The sequence below is a fragment of the Halomonas sp. 113 genome (assembly GCF_904067645.1).
In the GTDB taxonomy this organism is placed as follows: domain Bacteria; phylum Pseudomonadota; class Gammaproteobacteria; order Pseudomonadales; family Halomonadaceae; genus Vreelandella; species Vreelandella titanicae.
In genome coordinates this window covers 384241-402482 of the sequence record NZ_LR881453.1, presented here as the reverse complement: position 1 = coordinate 402482, position 18242 = coordinate 384241, and the positions used below count along the sequence as shown (strand labels likewise).

The window sequence follows — 18242 nt, the reverse complement described above, 5'->3', positions numbered from 1 at the left end:
AAAAAAATTACAAACCTTGCTTCAAGCTGGCGACGATAAATTGATCAATATCCCCGTCGAGCACTTTATCGCAGTTGCTGGACTGCACGCTGGTGCGCAAATCCTTGATGCGCTGATCATCCAGCACGTAAGAGCGAATCTGGCTTCCCCAGCCGATGTCAGCCTTGGAGTCCTCGGCCTCCTGCTTGGCGGCGTTGCGCTTTTGCATCTCGTGTTCCCACAACCGCGCTTTCAACTGCTTCATGGCAAAATCGCGGTTGGCGTGCTGGCTGCGTTGCCCCTGGCAGGCCACCACGATACCGGTCGGCTCGTGGGTAATCCGCACGGCCGAATCGGTGGTGTTTACGTGCTGACCGCCCGCGCCGCTGGAGCGGTAGGTATCGACGCGCAAGTCCGAGGGATTAATCTCTACCTCGAAACTGTCGTCAATTTCCGGGGACAGGAATACCGAGGCAAACGAAGTATGCCGACGGCCACCGGAATCAAACGGGCTTTTACGCACTAGGCGGTGCACGCCGGTTTCAGTACGCAGCCAGCCGAAAGCGTAATCGCCCTGGATATGCACCGTGGCCGACTTAATGCCCGCCACTTCGCCCGCAGAGATTTCGGTGATATCGGCTTTGAAGCCGTGACTCTCCGCCCAGCGCAGATACATGCGCAGTAAAATATTGGCCCAATCCTGAGCTTCGGTGCCACCAGAGCCGGACTGAATTTCCAGGTAGGCGTTGTTCTGATCCATTTCACCGGAGAACATGCGCCGAAACTCAAGCTTTTCTAACGCCGCCTGCATGCTGTCCAGCTCTTTGCACACTTCTTCGACGGTGCCTTCATCCTCTTCCATTTCTGCAAGCTCTAGCAGATCCCGGCTATCGCCAAGGCCCTGCTCAAGTTCATCAATGGTGGCCACTATGGCTTCGAGGGAGGCGCGCTCTTTGCCTAACTTCTGCGCGTAGTCTGGATCGTTCCAGACATTGGGGTCTTCCAGTTCGCGGGTGACCTCTTCTAGCCGATCTTTCTTCTCGGCATAGTCAAAGATACCCCCTAAGAACGTCTGTCCGCTCAGACAGGTCCTTGAGCTGGTTGTGAATCGGATTGGTTTCCAACATGGGATCGCCCTAGCTTGGTCTACTCGGATCGTACAGAGGTGTATCGATCAGAAAAGCGCATAGTGTAACGAAAGCCGACACGCCCCGCATCCAATGGCCTGCCACTAGGCAATAAAAAACCCGGCATGCGCCGGGTTTCATTGGGGTTTGGCTCTTTAGGGCTTAAAAGCGATAGGTTAACTGAGCACCAAAACCGTGAGCTTCGTTTTTGTAGTCGGCTGAGTAGGAGGCCCCGCCAACCGGCTGGCCACCCGTGGCCTGGCTGGCCAGCAGGTCGCTACGATCCTGCTCAACAAAGGTGCCGCGCTCTGACAGATAGGAGTAGGCAACATCGACAGTCAGGTCAGGCGTTGGGCTCCATCCTGCCCCCAGCGAGAAAATACGCCGATCATCGGAAGGAATACGTACGCTACGATCCTCATCATTGGTCGGCGTCATGTCTAACGTAACCCCAGCACGAAGCGCCAATGTCTTGGTTAACTGGTACTCGCCGCCAGTGGCAAACGCCCAGGCGTTTGAATAGTTCTGAAACTCTTGGGTAATCGTATCGCCTTGGCTGCCGGTAACCAAAATTTGATCAAAGTGGCTCCAACGCACCCAGGATGCACCGAACATCAGCTTGAGACGGTCAGTCATTTGCTGGGTAAGCGAGAAGTTAACCGTCTCAGGGGTGGTCAAATCCAGGCTAGCAGTATCTGAGCGAACGACATTACCCAGGGGATCAGTAGCGCTAAAATCACCTTCCAAGGTGTAGTCTACTTTCGAGCGGTAAGTCAGCCCCAGGGTGGTTTCAGGTACTGGACGATAGATTACGCCTAAGTTATAGCCCCACGCTTCGTCGTCACCATCAACCCGCGAGTCGATGTCGGCATCTGGGTTAAAGGTGGCCTCACTGGGTACTTGTCGGCGTAGTTCGCCTTCCACACGGTTGTAAGTAATCCCCGCGCCTACTGACCACTGGTCATTAAAGCGGTAAGAAACCGTCGGCTGTGCACTGACCACCTTGACTTCGGTGTAGTCGCCAAAGTAGCGACCCTGGAAATCATCTTCATAATCGGTTTTTGAGCCAAAGGGTGCATACACCCCAAACCCGAATGCAAGTTGGTCGGTCACCGGGTGCGCATAAAACGCAAAGGGGATCGGCGTCCCCGGCACCATATCGCCATCATTCCCACCGGGGATACTACCAACGGGAATCTGATTGCCATTTGGCGCGCCACCAAGCGCGACCCCGGAGTCGATATAGCGAGAAGCTTCGACATTAGAGATGTCAGTATTCACGTTTAGATACGTGCCACCAACGGTCACCTGGGCACGGTCTAAAAACGACATACCCGCTGGGTTACCGTACACAATGGTTGCATCATGGATGTTAGAGCTTCGCCCGGCATGGCCATAGCCCTGCCCACTCACGCTCTGCTCGTTAATTTGATACCCGCCCGCGTGGGCTTGGCTGGCAAAAGCGGCCGTAATGGCAGCAGCCAGGGTGAGCTTATTAAATTTATTATTCATAGTGGGCCTCTCTTCCCGATGATCCAGTGGATACCGACGATCCACCCTCTTTATTTTTACATGACTGTTTTCTCGCAACTGAGCCAAAGGTTCAAGGGCAAACGTTCGTTTTATTTTATTTTTGGCTTATACATTAGTCGCACGGTCGTTTTAAATCAGTGTTTTAGTCATTTCAGCTTACTGAGCCAAGAGGCCTTGACCTATGGGTTACCCATAGGTTCTACACTAAATAACCACTATTTAACCGGTCGGGAGAACAGGCCATGAAAGTTACTGAGCTTGCCAAACGGGGCGGTGTTACCGCTGAGACCGTGCGTCACTACGCTCGTGAGCGGCTACTTGCTCCTCAGCGCCACCCGGATAACGGCTATCAGCTATTTTCGGATACCGACTTAGAGCGGCTGCGTTTTATTCAGCGGGCGCGCAAATTAGGTTTTAGCGTGGCTGAGATTCGCGACATTTTGACCCACGCCGACCAAGGCGACTCTCCCTGCCCACTGGTACGCGACTTACTCGCCAGCCGCCTGCCGCAAATCCGCGCACGTATTGCCGAGCTGGAAGCGCTAGCCGAACGAATGGAACAGGCCATGGAGAGCTGGCAGCAAATGCCCAACGGCTCCCCCGACGGCCACAGCGTGTGCCGCCTGATTGAGAGTTTTCCTGACGCCACGCCTACCAAGGAGACCCCATGAGCGACGCCTCTACCGAAGCCGCCTCAAACGTGAGCCCTGCCAATGGAGTCACCACGCGAACTATTCCTGGCATGAATTGCCAGGGCTGCGTCAAGCGTATGCGCGAGGCAGTACAAAACGGTGACCCAAGTGCCGAAGTGATCGGCACGCCTAGCGAAAAACGCCTAGAGGTTGTTTCATCGCTAACCGACGCCGAGCTTGATCAACGCTTGACCGAGGCGGGCTACCCGCCCGGTGAAGCAGCGCTGGAGGAAGCAGCCCCAGACGGAGCAACTAAGCAACCAGATACCACGCCACCCGCTAAGGCTGAAAAGGCTGCAAGTCCCCCCTCCCAAGGCCAAGGTAAAAAGCAGCGTCTGGCGATTAGCGGGATGACCTGCGCCAGCTGCGTTAAGAGCGTGCAGAAAGCACTAGAGCGAACTGAGGGAGTCGACACCGCCAGCGTCAATTTTGGCACCCACTCCGCCCAGGTGTTTGGCAGTGCAAAGACCCAAGCGTTAATCGCCGCCGTTGAGTCAGCTGGCTATGGCGCCGAACCGATTGTGGATATGCGGGAAGCAGAACGCACTCGTGCAGAGCAGGATGCCAAGACTTACCAAAAACGGCTGCGCGGCAGCGCGATCTCGCTGGCACTGGCGATTCCGCTGATGCTCAGCATGCTTTTTTTCCATCCCCACCCGATGGGCATGGGGCGTCTCTACTGGCTGGTGATCGGCTTGTTAACCTTGGGTATTTTGGCCTTCCCAGGACGCCACTTTTTCGTCAACGCCTGGAAGCAGTTTAAGCATCGCCAAGCCAATATGGATACCCTGGTGGCCATGGGCACCGGCACCGCCTGGCTCTACTCCATGGCCGTGGTGCTGTTTGCGCCGTGGCTGCCAGAAGTCGCTCAGGGGATCTATTTTGAAGCCTCAGCCATGGTGATCGGGCTGATTCTACTCGGCAATGCCATGGAGCTACGTGCCCGGGGCCGCACCAGCGATGCGCTAAAGCGCCTGCTTGATCTACAGAGCCGAACAGCGCGGGTGATTCGCGACGGTCACGAGCAGGAGATTGAGATTGATGCGGTGCGCGCTGGCGACCACGTACGAGTACGCCCCGGCGAGCGTTTACCGGTGGATGGAGACGTCGTTGAAGGCCAAAGCCATATCGATGAGTCGATGCTTACCGGCGAGCCACTCCCCATCGCCAAAAGCGCGGGAGATGAAGTCAGCGCTGGCACGGTGAATGGCAAAGGCGGCTTGATCTATCGCGCCACGCGGGTGGGCACCGACACTCGCCTGGGGCAGATTACCGAACAGGTAGCGAGCGCTCAAAACTCGCGTCCACCGATTGGCGAGCTAGCCGACCAGGTCTCCAGCGTTTTTGTGCCTGCGGTAATGATCATTGCCGTATTGACGGCCCTGGTGTGGTTCAACCTAGGGCCCGCTCCCCAGGTGATCCATATGCTGGTGACGGCGACCACCGTGCTGATTATTGCCTGTCCCTGCGCGCTGGGTCTGGCGACGCCGATCTCGACCATGATCGGCGTCGGTAAAGCGGCAGAGCATGGGGTGCTGGTACGCAGCGGCGAGGCGCTGCAAACCGCTAGCAAGCTGACCACGCTAGTAGTCGATAAAACCGGCACGCTCACCCAGGGCAAGCCCAGCGTCACTGATGCGCAGATGTTTGGCGTAGAGCAATCCACCGCGCTGGCATTGGTGCACGCGCTGGAACGCAGCTCCGAGCACCCATTGGCGGCGGCGTTAATGACCTATGCGGATGAACACAACGCCAACCCTGCCGAGATTAGTGGTTTCGACAGTGTGACCGGTGGCGGGGTAAAAGCCCAAACCACCGACGGCAAAGCGTTACTGCTGGGCAATGCGCGTCTGTTAAGCGAGGCCGGTGTGGATCTCAAGGCCGGTGAAGAGCAGGCCCACGCTCTAGAGGAGCAGGCCCGCACGCTGGTGTACTTGGCGGTAGATGGCAAACTGGCCGCCCTATTTGGCATCAGCGACCCGCTTCGCCACGACACAGTGGCCGCGATCAAGCGCCTGCAAAAAGACGGCTTAACCATCGTCATGTTGACCGGCGATAACGAGCACACCGCCAGGGCCATTGCCCAGGAAGTAGGCATTGATGAGTTTCGGGCAGGGCTGTTACCCGAGGACAAGCACGCCGAGATAGAGCGTCGTCAGAAGGCGGGAGAAATCGTTGGCATGGTGGGCGATGGCATCAATGATGCCCCGGCGCTGGCCAGGGCGAACGTGGGCTTTGCCATTGGCCAAGGCACCGATGTGGCGATTGAGAGCGCGGGCATCACGCTAATGCGCGGCTCGCTGCACGGGGTGGCATCAGCGATAGAAATCAGCCGCGCCACGCTGCGCAATATCAAACAGAACCTGGTGGGCGCCTTTGGCTACAACCTACTGTGTATTCCCATCGCGGCAGGGGTGCTCTACCCGCTAACCGGTATGCTGCTTTCACCGATGATAGCGGGCGCTGCCATGTCACTCTCTTCCATCACCGTTGTGAGTAACGCCAACCGCTTGCGGCTATGGAAAACCAGCCAGGAGGACGCCTCATGAGCTTATTGATCAACTTGGCAGGCCTGGGGCTCATTGCACTGATAGTGTGGTGGTTCTGGCTTGGCTAAACGTTTTTAGCTCACTCCAATATATCGCCCTGGCTTATGGTTCAGGGCGATAATCAGGTTGAGCGTCAGCGCCCCTAGTACCGAATAGCCCACGCGATCCAACGGTAGTTGGGTCAGGGCTACCAGCAGGATAACGCCATCAATCGCCAGTTGAACGTAGCCTGCGCGCAGGCCGTGTTGATCCTGCAAGTAGAGCGCGAGGATATTGATACCGCCCAGGCTGGTGCGGTGGCGAAACAGCATCAGCATGCCGATGCCCATCAGCGCGCCGCCCATCAAGGCGGCGTAGATTGAGGGCACGTTGGCAAACTGCACCCAGCCTTGGGTTAACTCTGAAAACAGCGATACCAAGCCGATGGCGGCAAAGGTGCGCAGGGTAAAACTCCAGCCCATCCGCTTCACCGCCAAGTAGTAAAACGGCAGGTTAATGGCAAAAAAGTACACCCCAAAGCCCCAGCCGGTAATACTGCTGGTGATATAGCTCAACAGCAGCGCTAAGCCTGCAGTACTGCCGGTCAATAGCACCGCATGGGTGTAAAAGGTCACTCCCAGCGCGACAAAGAACGTGCCCAGCAGCATCGCCATCACATCTTCATAGGGGCGATGCTGATCCTGGGGTAAATCTTCCACGCGCATAGGGCGTCCTTACTTAAATTGCCAGTAGATGATGCGATGTACAGCTTAAATTGGGCTGGCGTGTTCGACCATCAACTGCAGCGTCTCGCGGCCGCGCCAGCGGTTACGGTTAAGCTTATAAGCACAGTGCAGTGTATCCCCCACGTTAAACCCAGGCAGTTCCCCTGGCGTTAAGGCACGAAACCAGATGGCTTTGCAGGTCACCGGGCCAGTGGAGAGTTCCAGCATCAGGTGCGCGCCGTCAGCACCCACCGGGCGCAGCGCCTCGACAATAAAGCGGCCTTCAAACAGCGGCGGATCAAACTCCCGCCCATAGGGCCCAAGGGTTTCTATCTCTTGCAAGGTGGTCAGCGAAAGCTGTGCCGTGGAGAGCTCACCATCCGTCCATAGGCGCGGATAGAGCGTTCGTCCCTCCAGCTGTTCGCCTACGGCCCTCAAGAAAGCCGCTTTAAAGGCGTCAAGCTGATCCCGTGGCACGCCTACCCCTGCCGCTCCACTATGACCGCCAAAGCGTGGCAGCGCCTGGGGAGCAAGCTCAAAGGTGCGCTGTAGGGCATCCCGCAGGTGCAGCCCATCAATCGAGCGGCCAGAGCCGGTTAGCATGCCTGGTGCCGAGGCTTGCGTTAGCACCAACGCCGGGCGCCCGTAGGCCTGCACCAATCGCGAGGCGACGATACCCTGTACGCCGGGGTGCCCGTCTTCAAGCAGCACCACCACGGCGGGCTCATCGGCATCCAGAGCTGCCGTGGCAAGAGTGCGCGCCTCGGCGGCCATATCGGCCTCAATCGCTTTGCGGGACTGGTTATCCTGATCCAGAACGTCGAGCTGGCGATTGGCGACCCCATCGTTCTCGGCCAGCATAAAGTGCAGCGCCGCGTAGGGGTCGTCCAGCCGCGAGCGGGCATTAATCCGCGGCCCCATCTGAAACGCTAACGTCTCGGCGTTAAACGGCACACTGTCAGCGCCTAAGCGCGTGGCCATAGCGCGCCAGCACGCCGCATCCATACGATTGATCAGTTTTAACCCTTGATTGACCACCGCGCGGTTGGCGGGGCTGCCGCCCAGGGAGACACAGTCAGCCACGGTGCCCAAAGCTACGTAGGAGAGCCAGGGCGACAGCTTGGGCGTCGACTCTGATAGCGCTCCCCACTCAATCAGCACGCCGCGGGCGAGTGACATCAACAGCCACGCCACCATACAGCCAGCGATGGTTTTGTCGGGATACTCACAGTCATCACGGGTAGGGTTAACACAGGCGAATGCCGAGCTTGGCGGCCCCTCACTGGGCAGGGCGTGGTGGTCGCTGACTACCACGTCGATACCTGCCGCTTTTAATCGCGCGATACGCGGCTCATCAGAGCTGCCACAATCGGCGGTAATCACCAGGGTCGGAAACGGCTTTTGAGCCAAGGTGCGCTCTACCAGCGGTAGGCTAATCCCATAGCCGTCGTGAATACGGTGGCCAATCAGGCTATGTAGCTTGCCCTCTGGCACCCCAAACAGCTCCACCAGCGTGCGCCTAATCACCACGTGGGAGGTAATGCCATCCACGTCGTAGTCGGTGAGAATGCCGATGGCCTCACCCTCTGCCACCGCCTGAGCGATACGTTCGGCGGCGCGGCGACCGTCGGCCAGTTTCTCCGGGTGGGCCAAATAACGCAGGCTAGGTGCGATTAAAGGGAGCAGCTCACCGCTGTAGCCCGGCAAGCGCGAGGCCAGCAAACGCGCCTGCAGTTCGCTTAGGCCTTCCGCCTGAGCGCGGGCATAAAGCGCCTCATCCACTGGACGAGGCTCTAAGCGCGGCCCGGTCTTGCTAGACGACAGCGTGCGATCGGGTAAATCAGTCACTGAGGCCATTAATACGTCAACGCCGGTTTTCCGCAACGTACTGCTGCACGGCGGCAAGTTCCGCAGGGAGCACTGTGTAGCGCTCTTCGCGCTCAATCAGGTCTTCCATATGCGGCGGCAGTGGCACGCCCAGGAAGCCCGCCTTCACAACGGCCTCGGCGAATTTAGCCGGGTGCGCAGTGGCGAGAGTGATCATCGGCGTTGACTGATCTGCCCGGGCCCGCTCAGCGGCACGATAGCCGGTAGCGGTGTGCGGGTCGAGCATTTCACCGGTGCGTTTATGGGCGTCGCGAATCACTTCCAGAATCGTCGCATCGTCCACGCTGTAGCTGGAGAACTTCTCGCGTAGCTTGGCCAGCGGCGCATCGGCCAGCGCCGTGGGTTCCTGCTGGAAGCGCTCAAGCAGCGCCGCCACGGCCAAGCCATCGCGGTCGTAGGCGTCAAACAGCAGGCGCTCAAAGTTAGACGACACCACAATATCCATCGACGGAGCCAGCGTCGCCGCCAGCTCTTTTTTGGAGAAGTCGTTGGCGGCCAGCGTGCGGTGCAGAATGTCGTTGGCGTTGGTCGCGATGATGAACTGCTTCACCGGCAGGCCCATTTTGTAGGCCATATAACCGGCAAAAACGTTGCCAAAATTAGCCGACGGCACGCAGAAGCTCACTTCACGGTGCGGCGCACCCAGCGAAACGCCGGAGGCGATGTAGTAAACGATCTGCGCCATAATGCGCGCCCAGTTGATCGAGTTCACCGCGACCAAGCGAGTACCGTTGAGGAACGACTGATCGGCAAAGCTGGCCTTGACCATCGCCTGGGCATCGTCGAAATTGCCTTCAATGGCAATATTAAAGACGTTATTGGCCAGCACCGAGGTCATTTGCCGACGCTGTACTTCCGAGACCCGGTTGTGCGGGTGCAGGATAAAGATATCCAGGTTGTCGCAGTGGCGACAGCCTTCAATCGCCGCCGAGCCGGTATCGCCAGAGGTCGCGCCCATGATCACCGCACGCTCGCCACGCTTTTTCAGAAAGTGATCAAGCAGGCGGCCGAGCAGCTGTAACGCTACGTCTTTAAACGCCAGGGTCGGGCCGTGGAACTGCTCAAGCAGGAAGTGATTGGCATCCAGCTGTTTGAGCGGCAGCACGGCGTCGTGATTAAAGGTCGCGTAGGCCTCGGTCACGATGTTGCGGAAGGTTTCGTCGTCGATCTCACCGTTCACAAACGGCTTCATCACCCGAAAGGCGATTTCCGCGTAGGAGAGCCCGGCCATGTCGGCCAGCTCTTCCCGGGAGAACTCAGGTAGTGTTTCCGGCACATAGAGGCCACCATCACTGGCCATACCGGTGAGCACCACTTCTTCAAAGGAGAGCGCGGGCGCCTGCCCACGCGTGCTGATATAGCGCATCTAGGCTTACTCCCCTTCGTCCAGGCTTTCTACGCGAATGCGCGTTAACGACCCGGCGATATCGGCCATGGATTCGATTTCGCGGATCGCTGCGTTCATCTGTTTCTCTTTGGTGCGGTGAGTCAGCAGAATGATCGGCACCAATTCGCCCTCGGTCGCCTCTTTCTGGATCAGCGCTTCGATAGAGATGCCCTGCTCGGCCAGAATAGTCGCCACCCGTGCCAGTACGCCAGGGCGATCCACCGCCAACAGGCGCAGGTAGTATGCCGTGATGATGTCTTCCATCGGCATGATGGGCAACTGGCTGACATCTTCATCGATGCCGCTAAACGCGAGGTAGGGAACCCGGTAGTGGTGGTCGGTGGAGATATCCCGCGCCACGTCGAGTAAGTCGGCCACCACCGCTGATGCAGTCGGCTCGGCGCCGGCACCGGCGCCGTAGTAGAGCGTCGGCCCTACCGCGTCGCCCATTACTGCAATAGCATTTTTTACGCCATGAACATTGGCCAGCAGGCGCTCTTTAGGAATCAGCGTGGGGTGAACCCGCAGTTCCAGGCCTTGATCGGTACGCTTGGAGATACCCAGGTGCTTGATCACGTAGCCAAGGTTGTCGGCTTGCTCGACGTCTTCCGCAGTAATCCGTGAAATGCCTTCGGTGAAGGCTTTCTCGAACTGCAGCGGCACGCCGTAGGCAATCGAGGCCAAAATCGTCAGTTTGTGCGCCGCATCGATGCCTTCCACGTCAAAGGTGGGATCAGATTCGGCGTAGCCTAGCGCTTGAGCTTCCGCGAGCACGTCCTCAAAGGCGCGGCCTTCATCGCGCATATGGGTAAGAATATAGTTGCCGGTGCCGTTGATAATCCCCGCCACCCACTCAATGCGGTTGGCACCCAGGCCTTCGCGCAGCGATTTGATCACCGGAATGCCGCCGGCGACTGCAGCTTCGAATGCCACGATGACGCCCTTTTCGTGAGCGGCTTTGAAGATTTCGTTGCCGTGCACTGCAATCAGCGCCTTGTTGGCGGTGACCACGTGCTTGCCGTTTTCAATGGCGGTGAGCACCAGCTCGCGGGCGATATCGTAACCGCCAACGAGCTCCACCAGGACATCCACATTGGGGTTGGTCGCGACTTCAAACACATCGGAGGTGGCATTGATGCCGGTAATATCGCAGTCAGGATGAATACTGCGGTGAGCAACCTGCTCAATCACAATAGGGCGGCCAGCACGACGCGCAATATCATCAGCGTTGCGAGTCAATACGTTAAAGGTGCCGCCACCGACAGTACCTAGACCACAAATACCTACTCTTACCGGTTTCAAAATACTTCCCCTTTCGTGTTGTGCACCTGGTGGTGCTGGCCTTAATTACGGTTTTGAATTCGATCTTAAAGACCGTGCCTCAGCGCTTTGTATTATCTTTCAATGTGACGTCATTCGTCATCTAAGCCTAACATGGCAAAGAGCCGCTCGGGGGGCACAAAGCCCGGCACCAGTTGCCCATTGGGCAAAATAATTGCTGGCGTGCCCTGTACACCCAGCGCCTTACCCAGATCATACTGCTCCGCCACAGGATTGTCGCAGTCTGCTGCGCTGGAAATAGTCTCGCCCTCTTTGGCTTGAGTCATCGCTTCACTGCGATTATCCGAGCACCACACCTGCTGCAGCATGGTGGCAGCCTGGCTGCCCATACCCGCACGGGGAAAGGCCATATAGTGAATGGCGATACCACGCTCATTCAACTCCGGAATGGTGTCGTGTAACCGCGCGCAATAGGGGCAAGTAGGATCGGTAAATACCGTCACTGTTGCTTTCGGTTCTTCGGCACCGCGGAAGATCACTAGCTCACTCTCAGGTACTGCCGCTAGCGCATCTGCACGCTCTTGGTTCTGCTCTTGCTCGGTTAAGTTGACCAACCCGTCGGGGGCATTTTCATATAGGTCACCGACCAGGAAGTGGCTGCCGTCTGCATTGGAGTAGAAAGATTCGCCGTTCTCCAACCGCACGTGATAAACGCCATCCATAGGCGTTTCGGTAACCACTTCCACGGGCATCGACTGGCCATTGACGCTAAGTGATTCAGCCAAACGATCTGCCACGTCGTCAGCCTGTGCAGCGGAAGGTAGCAGGCTGGCAGTTAGCAAACACGCCAGCATCGAGGAAGGTGTCAGTAAAGGTAGTGTTACAAAACGGCGTTGACGCATCATCAATTCAACCTCGTGGGTGATGTTCAGCATGTAGGCTTTCCAAGCGCGCCTGGGCTACATGGGTATAAATTTGGGTCGTCGACAGATCGCTATGACCCAGCAGCAGCTGTACGACCCGCAAATTGGCCCCATGATTCAATAAATGGGTGGCAAATGCATGGCGAAGCGTATGGGGCGACAGTGGCCGGGTAATCCCTGCCGTTATGGCATGCACCTTAATCCGGTGCCAAAACGTTTGCCGGGTCATCGCTTTGTCACCCCGCCCAGGAAACAGCGCGGGGCGTGTTGGGTCGCTCATCAGCGCCAACCGTGCAGTCTGCATATAGTGCGCCAGCCAATCTGCGGCCTCTTCGCCCATGGGAACCAAGCGGTCTTTATCGCCTTTACCACGCACCCTAACCACGTTTTGGCGCAGATTGACCGCATTACCAGTGAGCCCTACAAGCTCTGATACCCGTAAGCCACAGGCGTACAGCAGCTCCAGCATGGCACGGTCACGAACCCCCAAAGGAGTCTCCGTATCCGGCGCCAAGAGTAGGCGCTCAACCTCGTCCTCTTCCAAGGTATTAGGCAAGCCGGGTATGACCCGCGGTAGTTTGATATCAGTCAGTGGGTCACTTTCCACTTGGTTGTTTAAACGCCCCCAACGGTAGAAGCTGCGCAGCGTCGACAGCAGCCGGGCATTACTGCGCAGTTGATACCCCTCCTCCCGGCGACTGGCCAGCCACTCACTGAGGCGCTCCGGCGGCGGCGCCAGAAGGGCTTCACCGTGGCTCTCCAGGTGGCTCTGCCAGGCGGTTAAATCACGCCGATAGGCGGCTAACGTATGATCGCTGGCGCCCTGCTCAAGCCAGAGAGCATCTAAAAATGCATCGATAACGCTCATACGTTAGTCACCTCAAGCCGCTTTTGTTGAGCGGATAAACAAAACCCCGCCCCGCAAAGCGGTGACGGGGTCTTGGTATCCGGGCGCGACGCCTGTTCGAGAACAGCGTGCGCCCGAGGAGCAGTGGCGTTTAAGCCAGCTTTTCCTTGATACGTGCAGAACGACCACTGCGCTCGCGCAGGTAGTAAAGCTTGGCTTGACGCACGTCACCGCGACGCTTGACTTCGATAGAGTCAACCAGCGGGCTGTAGGTCTGGAAGGTACGCTCAACGCCAACGCCGTGAGAAATTTTACGCACGGTGAAAGCGGAGTTCAGGCCACGGTTACGCTTACCGATGACTACACCTTCAAACGCCTGCAGACGCTCGCGAGTACCTTCTTTTACTTTTACCTGAACGACAATGGTGTCGCCGGGGGCAAAGGGAGGAATTTCTTTGCCCATTTGCTCAGATTCGATCGCCTGGATCACTTTGCTTTTACTGCTCATCATCATACTCCTGAATAACGTGTTGGCTTGACCGCTCAATCATGGGTGGCGGAAGCCGTGATCCCGGCGCTCGAAACGAGCTACGCGGGAGTCGTTATGGGTGACACAGGTGCGCATACGCCCTGCACCGCCGCTCTGGCCTACTCAGTTTTAGCTGACAGAGCGTGTTCTTCGATAAACTCGTTCAACAGCTTACGCTGTTCGGCATCTAACGGCCGCCCTTCCAACAGGTCTGGACGACGCTGCCATGTACGCCCGAGTGACTGCTTTAACCGCCAGCGCTTGATGGCTGCATGATTACCGCTTAACAGCACATCCGGCACTTGGCGCCCGTCGATGACTTCTGGACGGGTATAGTGCGGGCAGTCTAACAGACCGTCATTAAACGAGTCTTCGATAGCGGAATCCTGATGACCCAGCACACCGGGAATCAGCCTTGCCGCTGCATCAATCAGCACCATCGCTGGCAGCTCACCGCCGCTCAACACATAGTCGCCAATCGACCACTCTTCATCGATGTCACTCTCCACCACGCGTTCATCAATGCCTTCATAGCGCCCTGCCACGACCACTAAAGGCCCGGCGGAAGCCAGTGCTTGAACGCCCTGCTGATCCAGCTTACGCCCCTGGGGCGAGAGGTAGATCACCGTCGGCACTAAGCCGGTGGCTTTCTGCGCCCGTTCCCGGGCGGCAAAGATCGCTGCGCGCAGGGTGTCGACTTTCATCAACATGCCTGGACCACCACCATAGGGGCGGTCATCGACGCTGCGGTGGCGGTCAGTGGCATAATCCCGCGGGTTCCAAAACTCCAGTGCAATACGCTGTTTTTCTACCGCTCTGCCGACCACACCCTGTTGCGTGAGCGCGTCGAACATCTCAGGAAACAACGACACTACACCAATCCACATTGCAGGCACTGCTGCTTCGCTCGCCGTTTCCGGCGCGTTGCCACTATCCAACTCGGTTGAGTCGGTAGATGCATCATTGCTCAAACTGTTCATAAGTTTGGTCAAAACTCAGGATCCCAATCGACGACCATACGGCCCTCTTGGGAACTGATTTCGATAATGACGTCGTCTGGCAAAAATGGCAGCAGTCGCTCGCGCTTGTCGATTGACTCTGAATCGCCGCGAACCACCATGACATCGTTGGCGCCGGTTTCAAACAGGTAGCTTACCCGTCCTAGCCGTTCGCCGGCCTGAGTGAAGACCGCCATGCCTTCAAGCTCATGCCAATAATACTCATCGTCGGAAAGCTCAGGCAGCGCCTCTTTGGGCATCAAGATATCCGTTTGGGCTAATGCTTCCGCCGCACTACGGTCATCGACCCCTTCAAGCTGCACCACAAGTCCTTTGCCCTGCCGACGCCCTTGAACAATGCTTATGCGCTTCAGGGTTTCACCTTGGCGCACCCACCATTCCGGGTATTCAAGAATGCTGTCCATTGGGCTAGTGTAGGAGTACACCTTGAGCCAACCTTTCACCCCATAAGGGCTAGTCAGCTTGCCTAGCACCACATGCGTGTCGTCAGTTTGGCTTATTTCAAAACGCGTCATCGACGACCTCAGCTACCCAGCACTCACTTTCTCACACAATAAGTCTCAGACAACAAGACTCAAAATCAGGCTTAGGCCTGTTTGCGTGCTTCTTTTACCAGCTCAGCAACACGACCAGACAGCTGGGCGCCTTGGCTCTGCCAGTGAACAACGCGGTCTAGGTCAACGCGCAGACGCTCTTCCTGACCACGGGCAACCGGGTTGAAGAAGCCGATACGTTCGATGAAACGACCGTCGCGAGCGTTACGCGAGTCGGTAACGGTCAGGTGGTAAAAGGGACGCTTCTTGGCGCCACCACGGGCCAAACGAATGGTAACCATACGATAACTATCCTTCGGTTGAGGTTACGAGAGTGTGTTTATAGCGCTAACCGCTATCGGAACACTCGTCGTGCTGTTTTCTTGGCGCTAAACTGGCACACGACCACATAAAGCGGCTTGCATGACCTTTTTTAACACCATTAAGGCCTTCATTGAGCGCTGCTACTGCTACGTTTTGACGTATTTGGGCAGCACCCACGCATGAAGAGGCAGCATTCTACGCAAATGCGCCCGGCTTGGAAAGCCTGACAGCCAGAAAACTGATAGGTCGTCAACCTCACCAAGCGCATCAGTACGTTACTATTGGCGTCTTAGCGCCGCGGCAATCCACCGGGGCCGCCCATTCCACCGGGCCCACCTGGGCCGCCGCCACCCATCATGCCGGACATGCCACGCATCATTTTCTGCATGCCGCCCTTCTGGCCTGCTTTCTTCATCATTTTCTGCATCTGCTTATGCTGCTTAAGCAGGCGATTGAGGTCAGGCACTTGCAGACCGGCCCCCGAGGCAATGCGGCGCTTGCGCGAGCCATTGATAATGTCGGGCTTGCGGCGCTCTTTAGGCGTCATGGAATTAATTAGTGCTTCCAACTTGCCCAGCTCTTTCTCGGGACCAGGGCCTTGAGCCATCTCAGCCATCTGCCCCATACCCGGCAACTTGCCCATTAGGCCACCCATACCGCCCATCTTCTTGAGCTGCTGGAGCTGATCGCGAAAATCTTCCAGGTCAAAGCCATCACCCTTCTTGACCTTTTTGGCCAACTTCTCGGCTTTGGACTTATCGACGGTGCGCTCGGCTTCCTCGATCAGCGACAGCATGTCGCCCATCCCCAGGATGCGCGAGGCGACTCGGTCTGGGTGGAACGGCTCCAGGGCGTCGACTTTTTCACCGACACCCATAAATTTGATCGGTTTACCGGTAATGTGACGCACAGACAGCGCCGCACCGCCGCGAGCATCACCGTCCGCTTTGGTCAGAATCACACCGGTTAGCGGCAGCGCTTCGCTGAACGCCTTGGCGGTATTGGCAGCGTCCTGGCCGGTCATGGCGTCGACGACAAACAGCGTTTCCTGAGGCGAGACCGCTTTATGCAGTGCCTGGATCTCCGCCATCATGGCTTCATCAATCGCCAGTCGACCGGCGGTATCAATCAGCACCACATCGTGAAACTGGATCTTGGCGTGCTTGATGGCCGCTTCGGCAATCGCCACCGGCTGCTGGTCAGAGCGCGAGGGGAAGAAGTCCACTTCGACTTCTTTGGCCAGGGTTTCGAGCTGATCGATCGCTGCCGGGCGATAAACGTCGGCAGACACTACCAAGACCTTCTTCTTCTCGCGTTCGCGCAGGTAGCGGGCCAGTTTGGCCACAGAGGTGGTTTTACCCGCACCCTGTAGGCCGGCCATCAATACAACGGCGGGGGAACCCTTAAGCACAAAGCCGTCGTTGGCTTCGCCCATAATCGCTTCCAGCTCTTGCTGGACGATTTTGACGAACTGCTGGCCTGGCGACAGGCTTTTGGATACTTCCTGCCCGACCGCCCGCTCGCGCACGCGCTCAATAAACTCCTTGATGACCGGCAGTGCTACGTCGGCCTCAAGCAGTGCGCGGCGTACTTCGCGCAGGGTATCTTTAATATTGTCGTCGGTCAGGCGAGCCTGACCCTTGATCGACTTTAACGTCTGGGAAAGACGCTCACTTAGATTCTGGAACATGGGGCCTCTCTGCCTCCGTCACTGCCGTCGGCGCGCACGCCCTGGACTCATTAGTAAAAAGATTATACGCGCTCATGCTTTGAGTCTCCATGGGCGAGTGCCAGCGATCCTGCCTGGGCAAGCTGACGCAAGGGCGCTGTTAACCCATCCATGGGCGCTACTTTCGCCATCCATGGCGAAAGACCCTTGCTTACAGCTTTCCCTGGCATTCCTGCATACTTACTCCGAGTCTTTAACTATTTTCATGCGTTTACCCCGCTGGGCGACGCCGCTTGGATTAGTTATAGTAGTTGGATAGATTCTCGTCGTAATCACACTTAATTCGTTTATTTATTCACCGCAACGCGCTGCAAGGCGCACGGATAGCATCATGCAGGCGCTACCTTTCGCCACGATTGCTTTTGTTCTTTATGTTGCCGCTGCCATTTGGCAAGGCATGACGCTGTTCCGGCGTGTGCCGCCTCGCCAGGGCATGGTGCGCCTGCTCGCTGTGCTGGGCTTACTGCTGCACATTCCTGTGGTGGTCAAATTAGTCGGCCAATCCCCTGGCCTACTGCCCGGCTTTACCACCAGCGCCACATTGCTGATGGCGGTTGCGGTCAACGTCGTGCTAGTTGCCAGCCTTTTTAAACCGGTGCTTAACGCCGGGATTGCACTCTTCCCGCTGGCGGGTATTGCACTACTCGCCGCCACGTGGCTGCCGAATCAGGGCGGCCATACCGGGCTTACACCGGGCATTTTATTGCATGCGATAAGTTCAGCGCTGGCGTTTGCCGTGCTGGCGATTGCCGCCGTCCAAGCGGTGCTGGTCGGCCTACAGAACCAGGCGCTGCGCCACCATCATATTCGCGGCATTGTGCAGTCGCTACCGCCGCTCACCACCATGGAGCGGGTACTTTTTGAACTGGTGTGGGCGGGCATTATCCTGCTGACGCTCTCCATCGCGAGCGGGCTTATTTTCCTGGACAATTTCTTTGCCCAGCACTTGGCACACAAAACCGTACTCTCGCTACTGGCCTGGATAATCTTCACGACCCTGTTGGTTGGTCGTTATCGCTTTGGTTGGCGCGGCATGCGTGCCGTGCGCTGGACACTGGGCGGTTGCGGCCTGCTGGTGCTGGCCTACTTTGGCAGTAAGTTCGTACTTGAGGTTGTACTCAATCGATAGCGGCTCAACCGCTACCGCGGGCGTTACCACGCCTTTGGTTGTCTTGACACACTACTCGCTACCTTCTACA

General features: G+C 57.4%; 16 protein-coding genes. 3 read left to right on the top strand and 13 right to left on the bottom strand.

Features of this window, described 5'->3' with window-relative positions:
* Window positions 1-7 precede the first annotated feature (7 nt).
* Both prfB and YERSI8AC_RS02090 read right to left on the bottom strand, forming a co-directional pair.
* A protein-coding gene (gene prfB, locus YERSI8AC_RS02095; protein WP_138800386.1) for a peptide chain release factor 2 occupies window positions 8-1106 on the bottom strand; the annotation gives its coding sequence in 2 pieces (ribosomal slippage) (window positions 8-1030 and window positions 1032-1106; 1098 coding nt in all).
* Between the two features lie 162 nt (window positions 1107-1268).
* Window positions 1269-2618 (bottom strand): OmpP1/FadL family transporter, encoded by a 1350-nt coding sequence (locus YERSI8AC_RS02090; RefSeq protein ID WP_022520223.1) that lies wholly within the window; start codon window positions 2616-2618, stop codon window positions 1269-1271.
* 263 nt (window positions 2619-2881) lie between these two features.
* Here YERSI8AC_RS02090 and YERSI8AC_RS02085 point away from each other — a divergent pair, with 263 nt between their 5' ends.
* Together YERSI8AC_RS02085 and YERSI8AC_RS02080 are read left to right on the top strand one after the other, a co-directional pair.
* Window positions 2882-3310, top strand: a complete 429-nt coding sequence (locus tag YERSI8AC_RS02085) for a MerR family transcriptional regulator (RefSeq protein WP_022520224.1) — start codon at window positions 2882-2884, stop codon at window positions 3308-3310.
* Complete coding sequence (locus YERSI8AC_RS02080; protein ID WP_159175990.1) at window positions 3307-5880, top strand: heavy metal translocating P-type ATPase; 2574 nt, start codon at window positions 3307-3309, stop codon at window positions 5878-5880. Before YERSI8AC_RS02085 ends, YERSI8AC_RS02080 begins: the two co-directional genes overlap by 4 nt.
* Before the next feature lie 74 nt (window positions 5881-5954).
* Here the strand turns inward: YERSI8AC_RS02080 and YERSI8AC_RS02075 are convergent, their stop codons facing one another.
* The 11 genes from YERSI8AC_RS02075 to ffh all read right to left on the bottom strand — a co-directional run bounded on the left by YERSI8AC_RS02075 (window position 5955) and on the right by ffh (window position 17004).
* Window positions 5955-6584, bottom strand: a complete 630-nt coding sequence (locus YERSI8AC_RS02075) for a YitT family protein (protein ID WP_159175989.1) — start codon at window positions 6582-6584, stop codon at window positions 5955-5957.
* A gap of 45 nt (window positions 6585-6629) precedes the next feature.
* The gene (locus YERSI8AC_RS02070) at window positions 6630-8441 is read right to left on the bottom strand and encodes a single-stranded-DNA-specific exonuclease RecJ (protein WP_138800382.1); all 1812 of its coding nucleotides are present in this window, start codon (window positions 8439-8441) and stop codon (window positions 6630-6632) included.
* Window positions 8442-8448: 7 nt separating this feature from the next.
* Window positions 8449-9837: a threonine synthase gene (thrC, locus tag YERSI8AC_RS02065; RefSeq protein WP_159175988.1), complete on the bottom strand. Its 1389-nt coding sequence runs from the start codon at window positions 9835-9837 to the stop codon at window positions 8449-8451.
* A 6-nt stretch (window positions 9838-9843) separates the two neighbouring features.
* Window positions 9844-11160 (bottom strand): homoserine dehydrogenase, encoded by a 1317-nt coding sequence (locus YERSI8AC_RS02060; RefSeq protein WP_159175987.1) that lies wholly within the window; start codon window positions 11158-11160, stop codon window positions 9844-9846.
* 110 nt (window positions 11161-11270) lie between these two features.
* A complete protein-coding gene (locus YERSI8AC_RS02055; RefSeq protein WP_159175986.1) occupies window positions 11271-12074 on the bottom strand; it encodes a DsbC family protein in 804 nt (267 codons plus the stop codon).
* Window positions 12049-12930, bottom strand: coding sequence for a site-specific tyrosine recombinase XerD (gene xerD, locus YERSI8AC_RS02050; RefSeq protein WP_138800379.1), 882 nt, complete (start codon window positions 12928-12930; stop codon window positions 12049-12051). Before xerD ends, YERSI8AC_RS02055 begins: the two co-directional genes overlap by 26 nt.
* 130 nt (window positions 12931-13060) lie before the next feature.
* Window positions 13061-13417, bottom strand: coding sequence for a 50S ribosomal protein L19 (gene rplS / locus YERSI8AC_RS02045; protein ID WP_027957738.1), 357 nt, complete (start codon window positions 13415-13417; stop codon window positions 13061-13063).
* 140 nt (window positions 13418-13557) lie between these two features.
* Complete coding sequence (trmD, locus tag YERSI8AC_RS02040) at window positions 13558-14325, bottom strand: tRNA (guanosine(37)-N1)-methyltransferase TrmD (RefSeq protein WP_027957737.1); 768 nt, start codon at window positions 14323-14325, stop codon at window positions 13558-13560.
* 101 nt (window positions 14326-14426) lie between these two features.
* Window positions 14427-14972: a ribosome maturation factor RimM gene (rimM, locus tag YERSI8AC_RS02035; protein WP_071695240.1), complete on the bottom strand. Its 546-nt coding sequence runs from the start codon at window positions 14970-14972 to the stop codon at window positions 14427-14429.
* 71 nt (window positions 14973-15043) lie between these two features.
* Window positions 15044-15292, bottom strand: a complete 249-nt coding sequence (rpsP, locus tag YERSI8AC_RS02030) for a 30S ribosomal protein S16 (protein ID WP_007111767.1) — start codon at window positions 15290-15292, stop codon at window positions 15044-15046.
* Between the two features lie 311 nt (window positions 15293-15603).
* Window positions 15604-17004: a signal recognition particle protein gene (ffh, locus tag YERSI8AC_RS02025; RefSeq protein ID WP_027957735.1), complete on the bottom strand. Its 1401-nt coding sequence runs from the start codon at window positions 17002-17004 to the stop codon at window positions 15604-15606.
* A gap of 370 nt (window positions 17005-17374) precedes the next feature.
* Between ffh and YERSI8AC_RS02020 the strand changes: the two genes are divergently transcribed.
* On the top strand, window positions 17375-18172 hold the full coding sequence (locus tag YERSI8AC_RS02020; protein ID WP_009288264.1) for a cytochrome C assembly family protein: 798 nt from the start codon (window positions 17375-17377) through the stop codon (window positions 18170-18172).
* Window positions 18173-18242 lie beyond the last annotated feature (70 nt).

Coding starts and splice junctions, on each gene's coding strand:
- YERSI8AC_RS02090 (WP_022520223.1), bottom strand. CDS start 2,618: ATGAATAATAAATTTAATAAGCTCACCCTGGCTGCTGCCATTACGGCC.
- YERSI8AC_RS02085 (WP_022520224.1), top strand. CDS start 2,882: ATGAAAGTTACTGAGCTTGCCAAACGGGGCGGTGTTACCGCTGAGACC.
- YERSI8AC_RS02080 (WP_159175990.1), top strand. CDS start 3,307: ATGAGCGACGCCTCTACCGAAGCCGCCTCAAACGTGAGCCCTGCCAAT.
- YERSI8AC_RS02075 (WP_159175989.1), bottom strand. CDS start 6,584: ATGCGCGTGGAAGATTTACCCCAGGATCAGCATCGCCCCTATGAAGAT.
- YERSI8AC_RS02070 (WP_138800382.1), bottom strand. CDS start 8,441: ATGGCCTCAGTGACTGATTTACCCGATCGCACGCTGTCGTCTAGCAAG.
- thrC (WP_159175988.1), bottom strand. CDS start 9,837: ATGCGCTATATCAGCACGCGTGGGCAGGCGCCCGCGCTCTCCTTTGAA.
- YERSI8AC_RS02055 (WP_159175986.1), bottom strand. CDS start 12,074: ATGCTGAACATCACCCACGAGGTTGAATTGATGATGCGTCAACGCCGT.
- xerD (WP_138800379.1), bottom strand. CDS start 12,930: ATGAGCGTTATCGATGCATTTTTAGATGCTCTCTGGCTTGAGCAGGGC.
- rplS (WP_027957738.1), bottom strand. CDS start 13,417: ATGAGCAGTAAAAGCAAAGTGATCCAGGCGATCGAATCTGAGCAAATG.
- trmD (WP_027957737.1), bottom strand. CDS start 14,325: ATGTGGATTGGTGTAGTGTCGTTGTTTCCTGAGATGTTCGACGCGCTC.
- rimM (WP_071695240.1), bottom strand. CDS start 14,972: ATGACGCGTTTTGAAATAAGCCAAACTGACGACACGCATGTGGTGCTA.
- rpsP (WP_007111767.1), bottom strand. CDS start 15,292: ATGGTTACCATTCGTTTGGCCCGTGGTGGCGCCAAGAAGCGTCCCTTT.
- ffh (WP_027957735.1), bottom strand. CDS start 17,004: ATGTTCCAGAATCTAAGTGAGCGTCTTTCCCAGACGTTAAAGTCGATC.
- YERSI8AC_RS02020 (WP_009288264.1), top strand. CDS start 17,375: ATGCAGGCGCTACCTTTCGCCACGATTGCTTTTGTTCTTTATGTTGCC.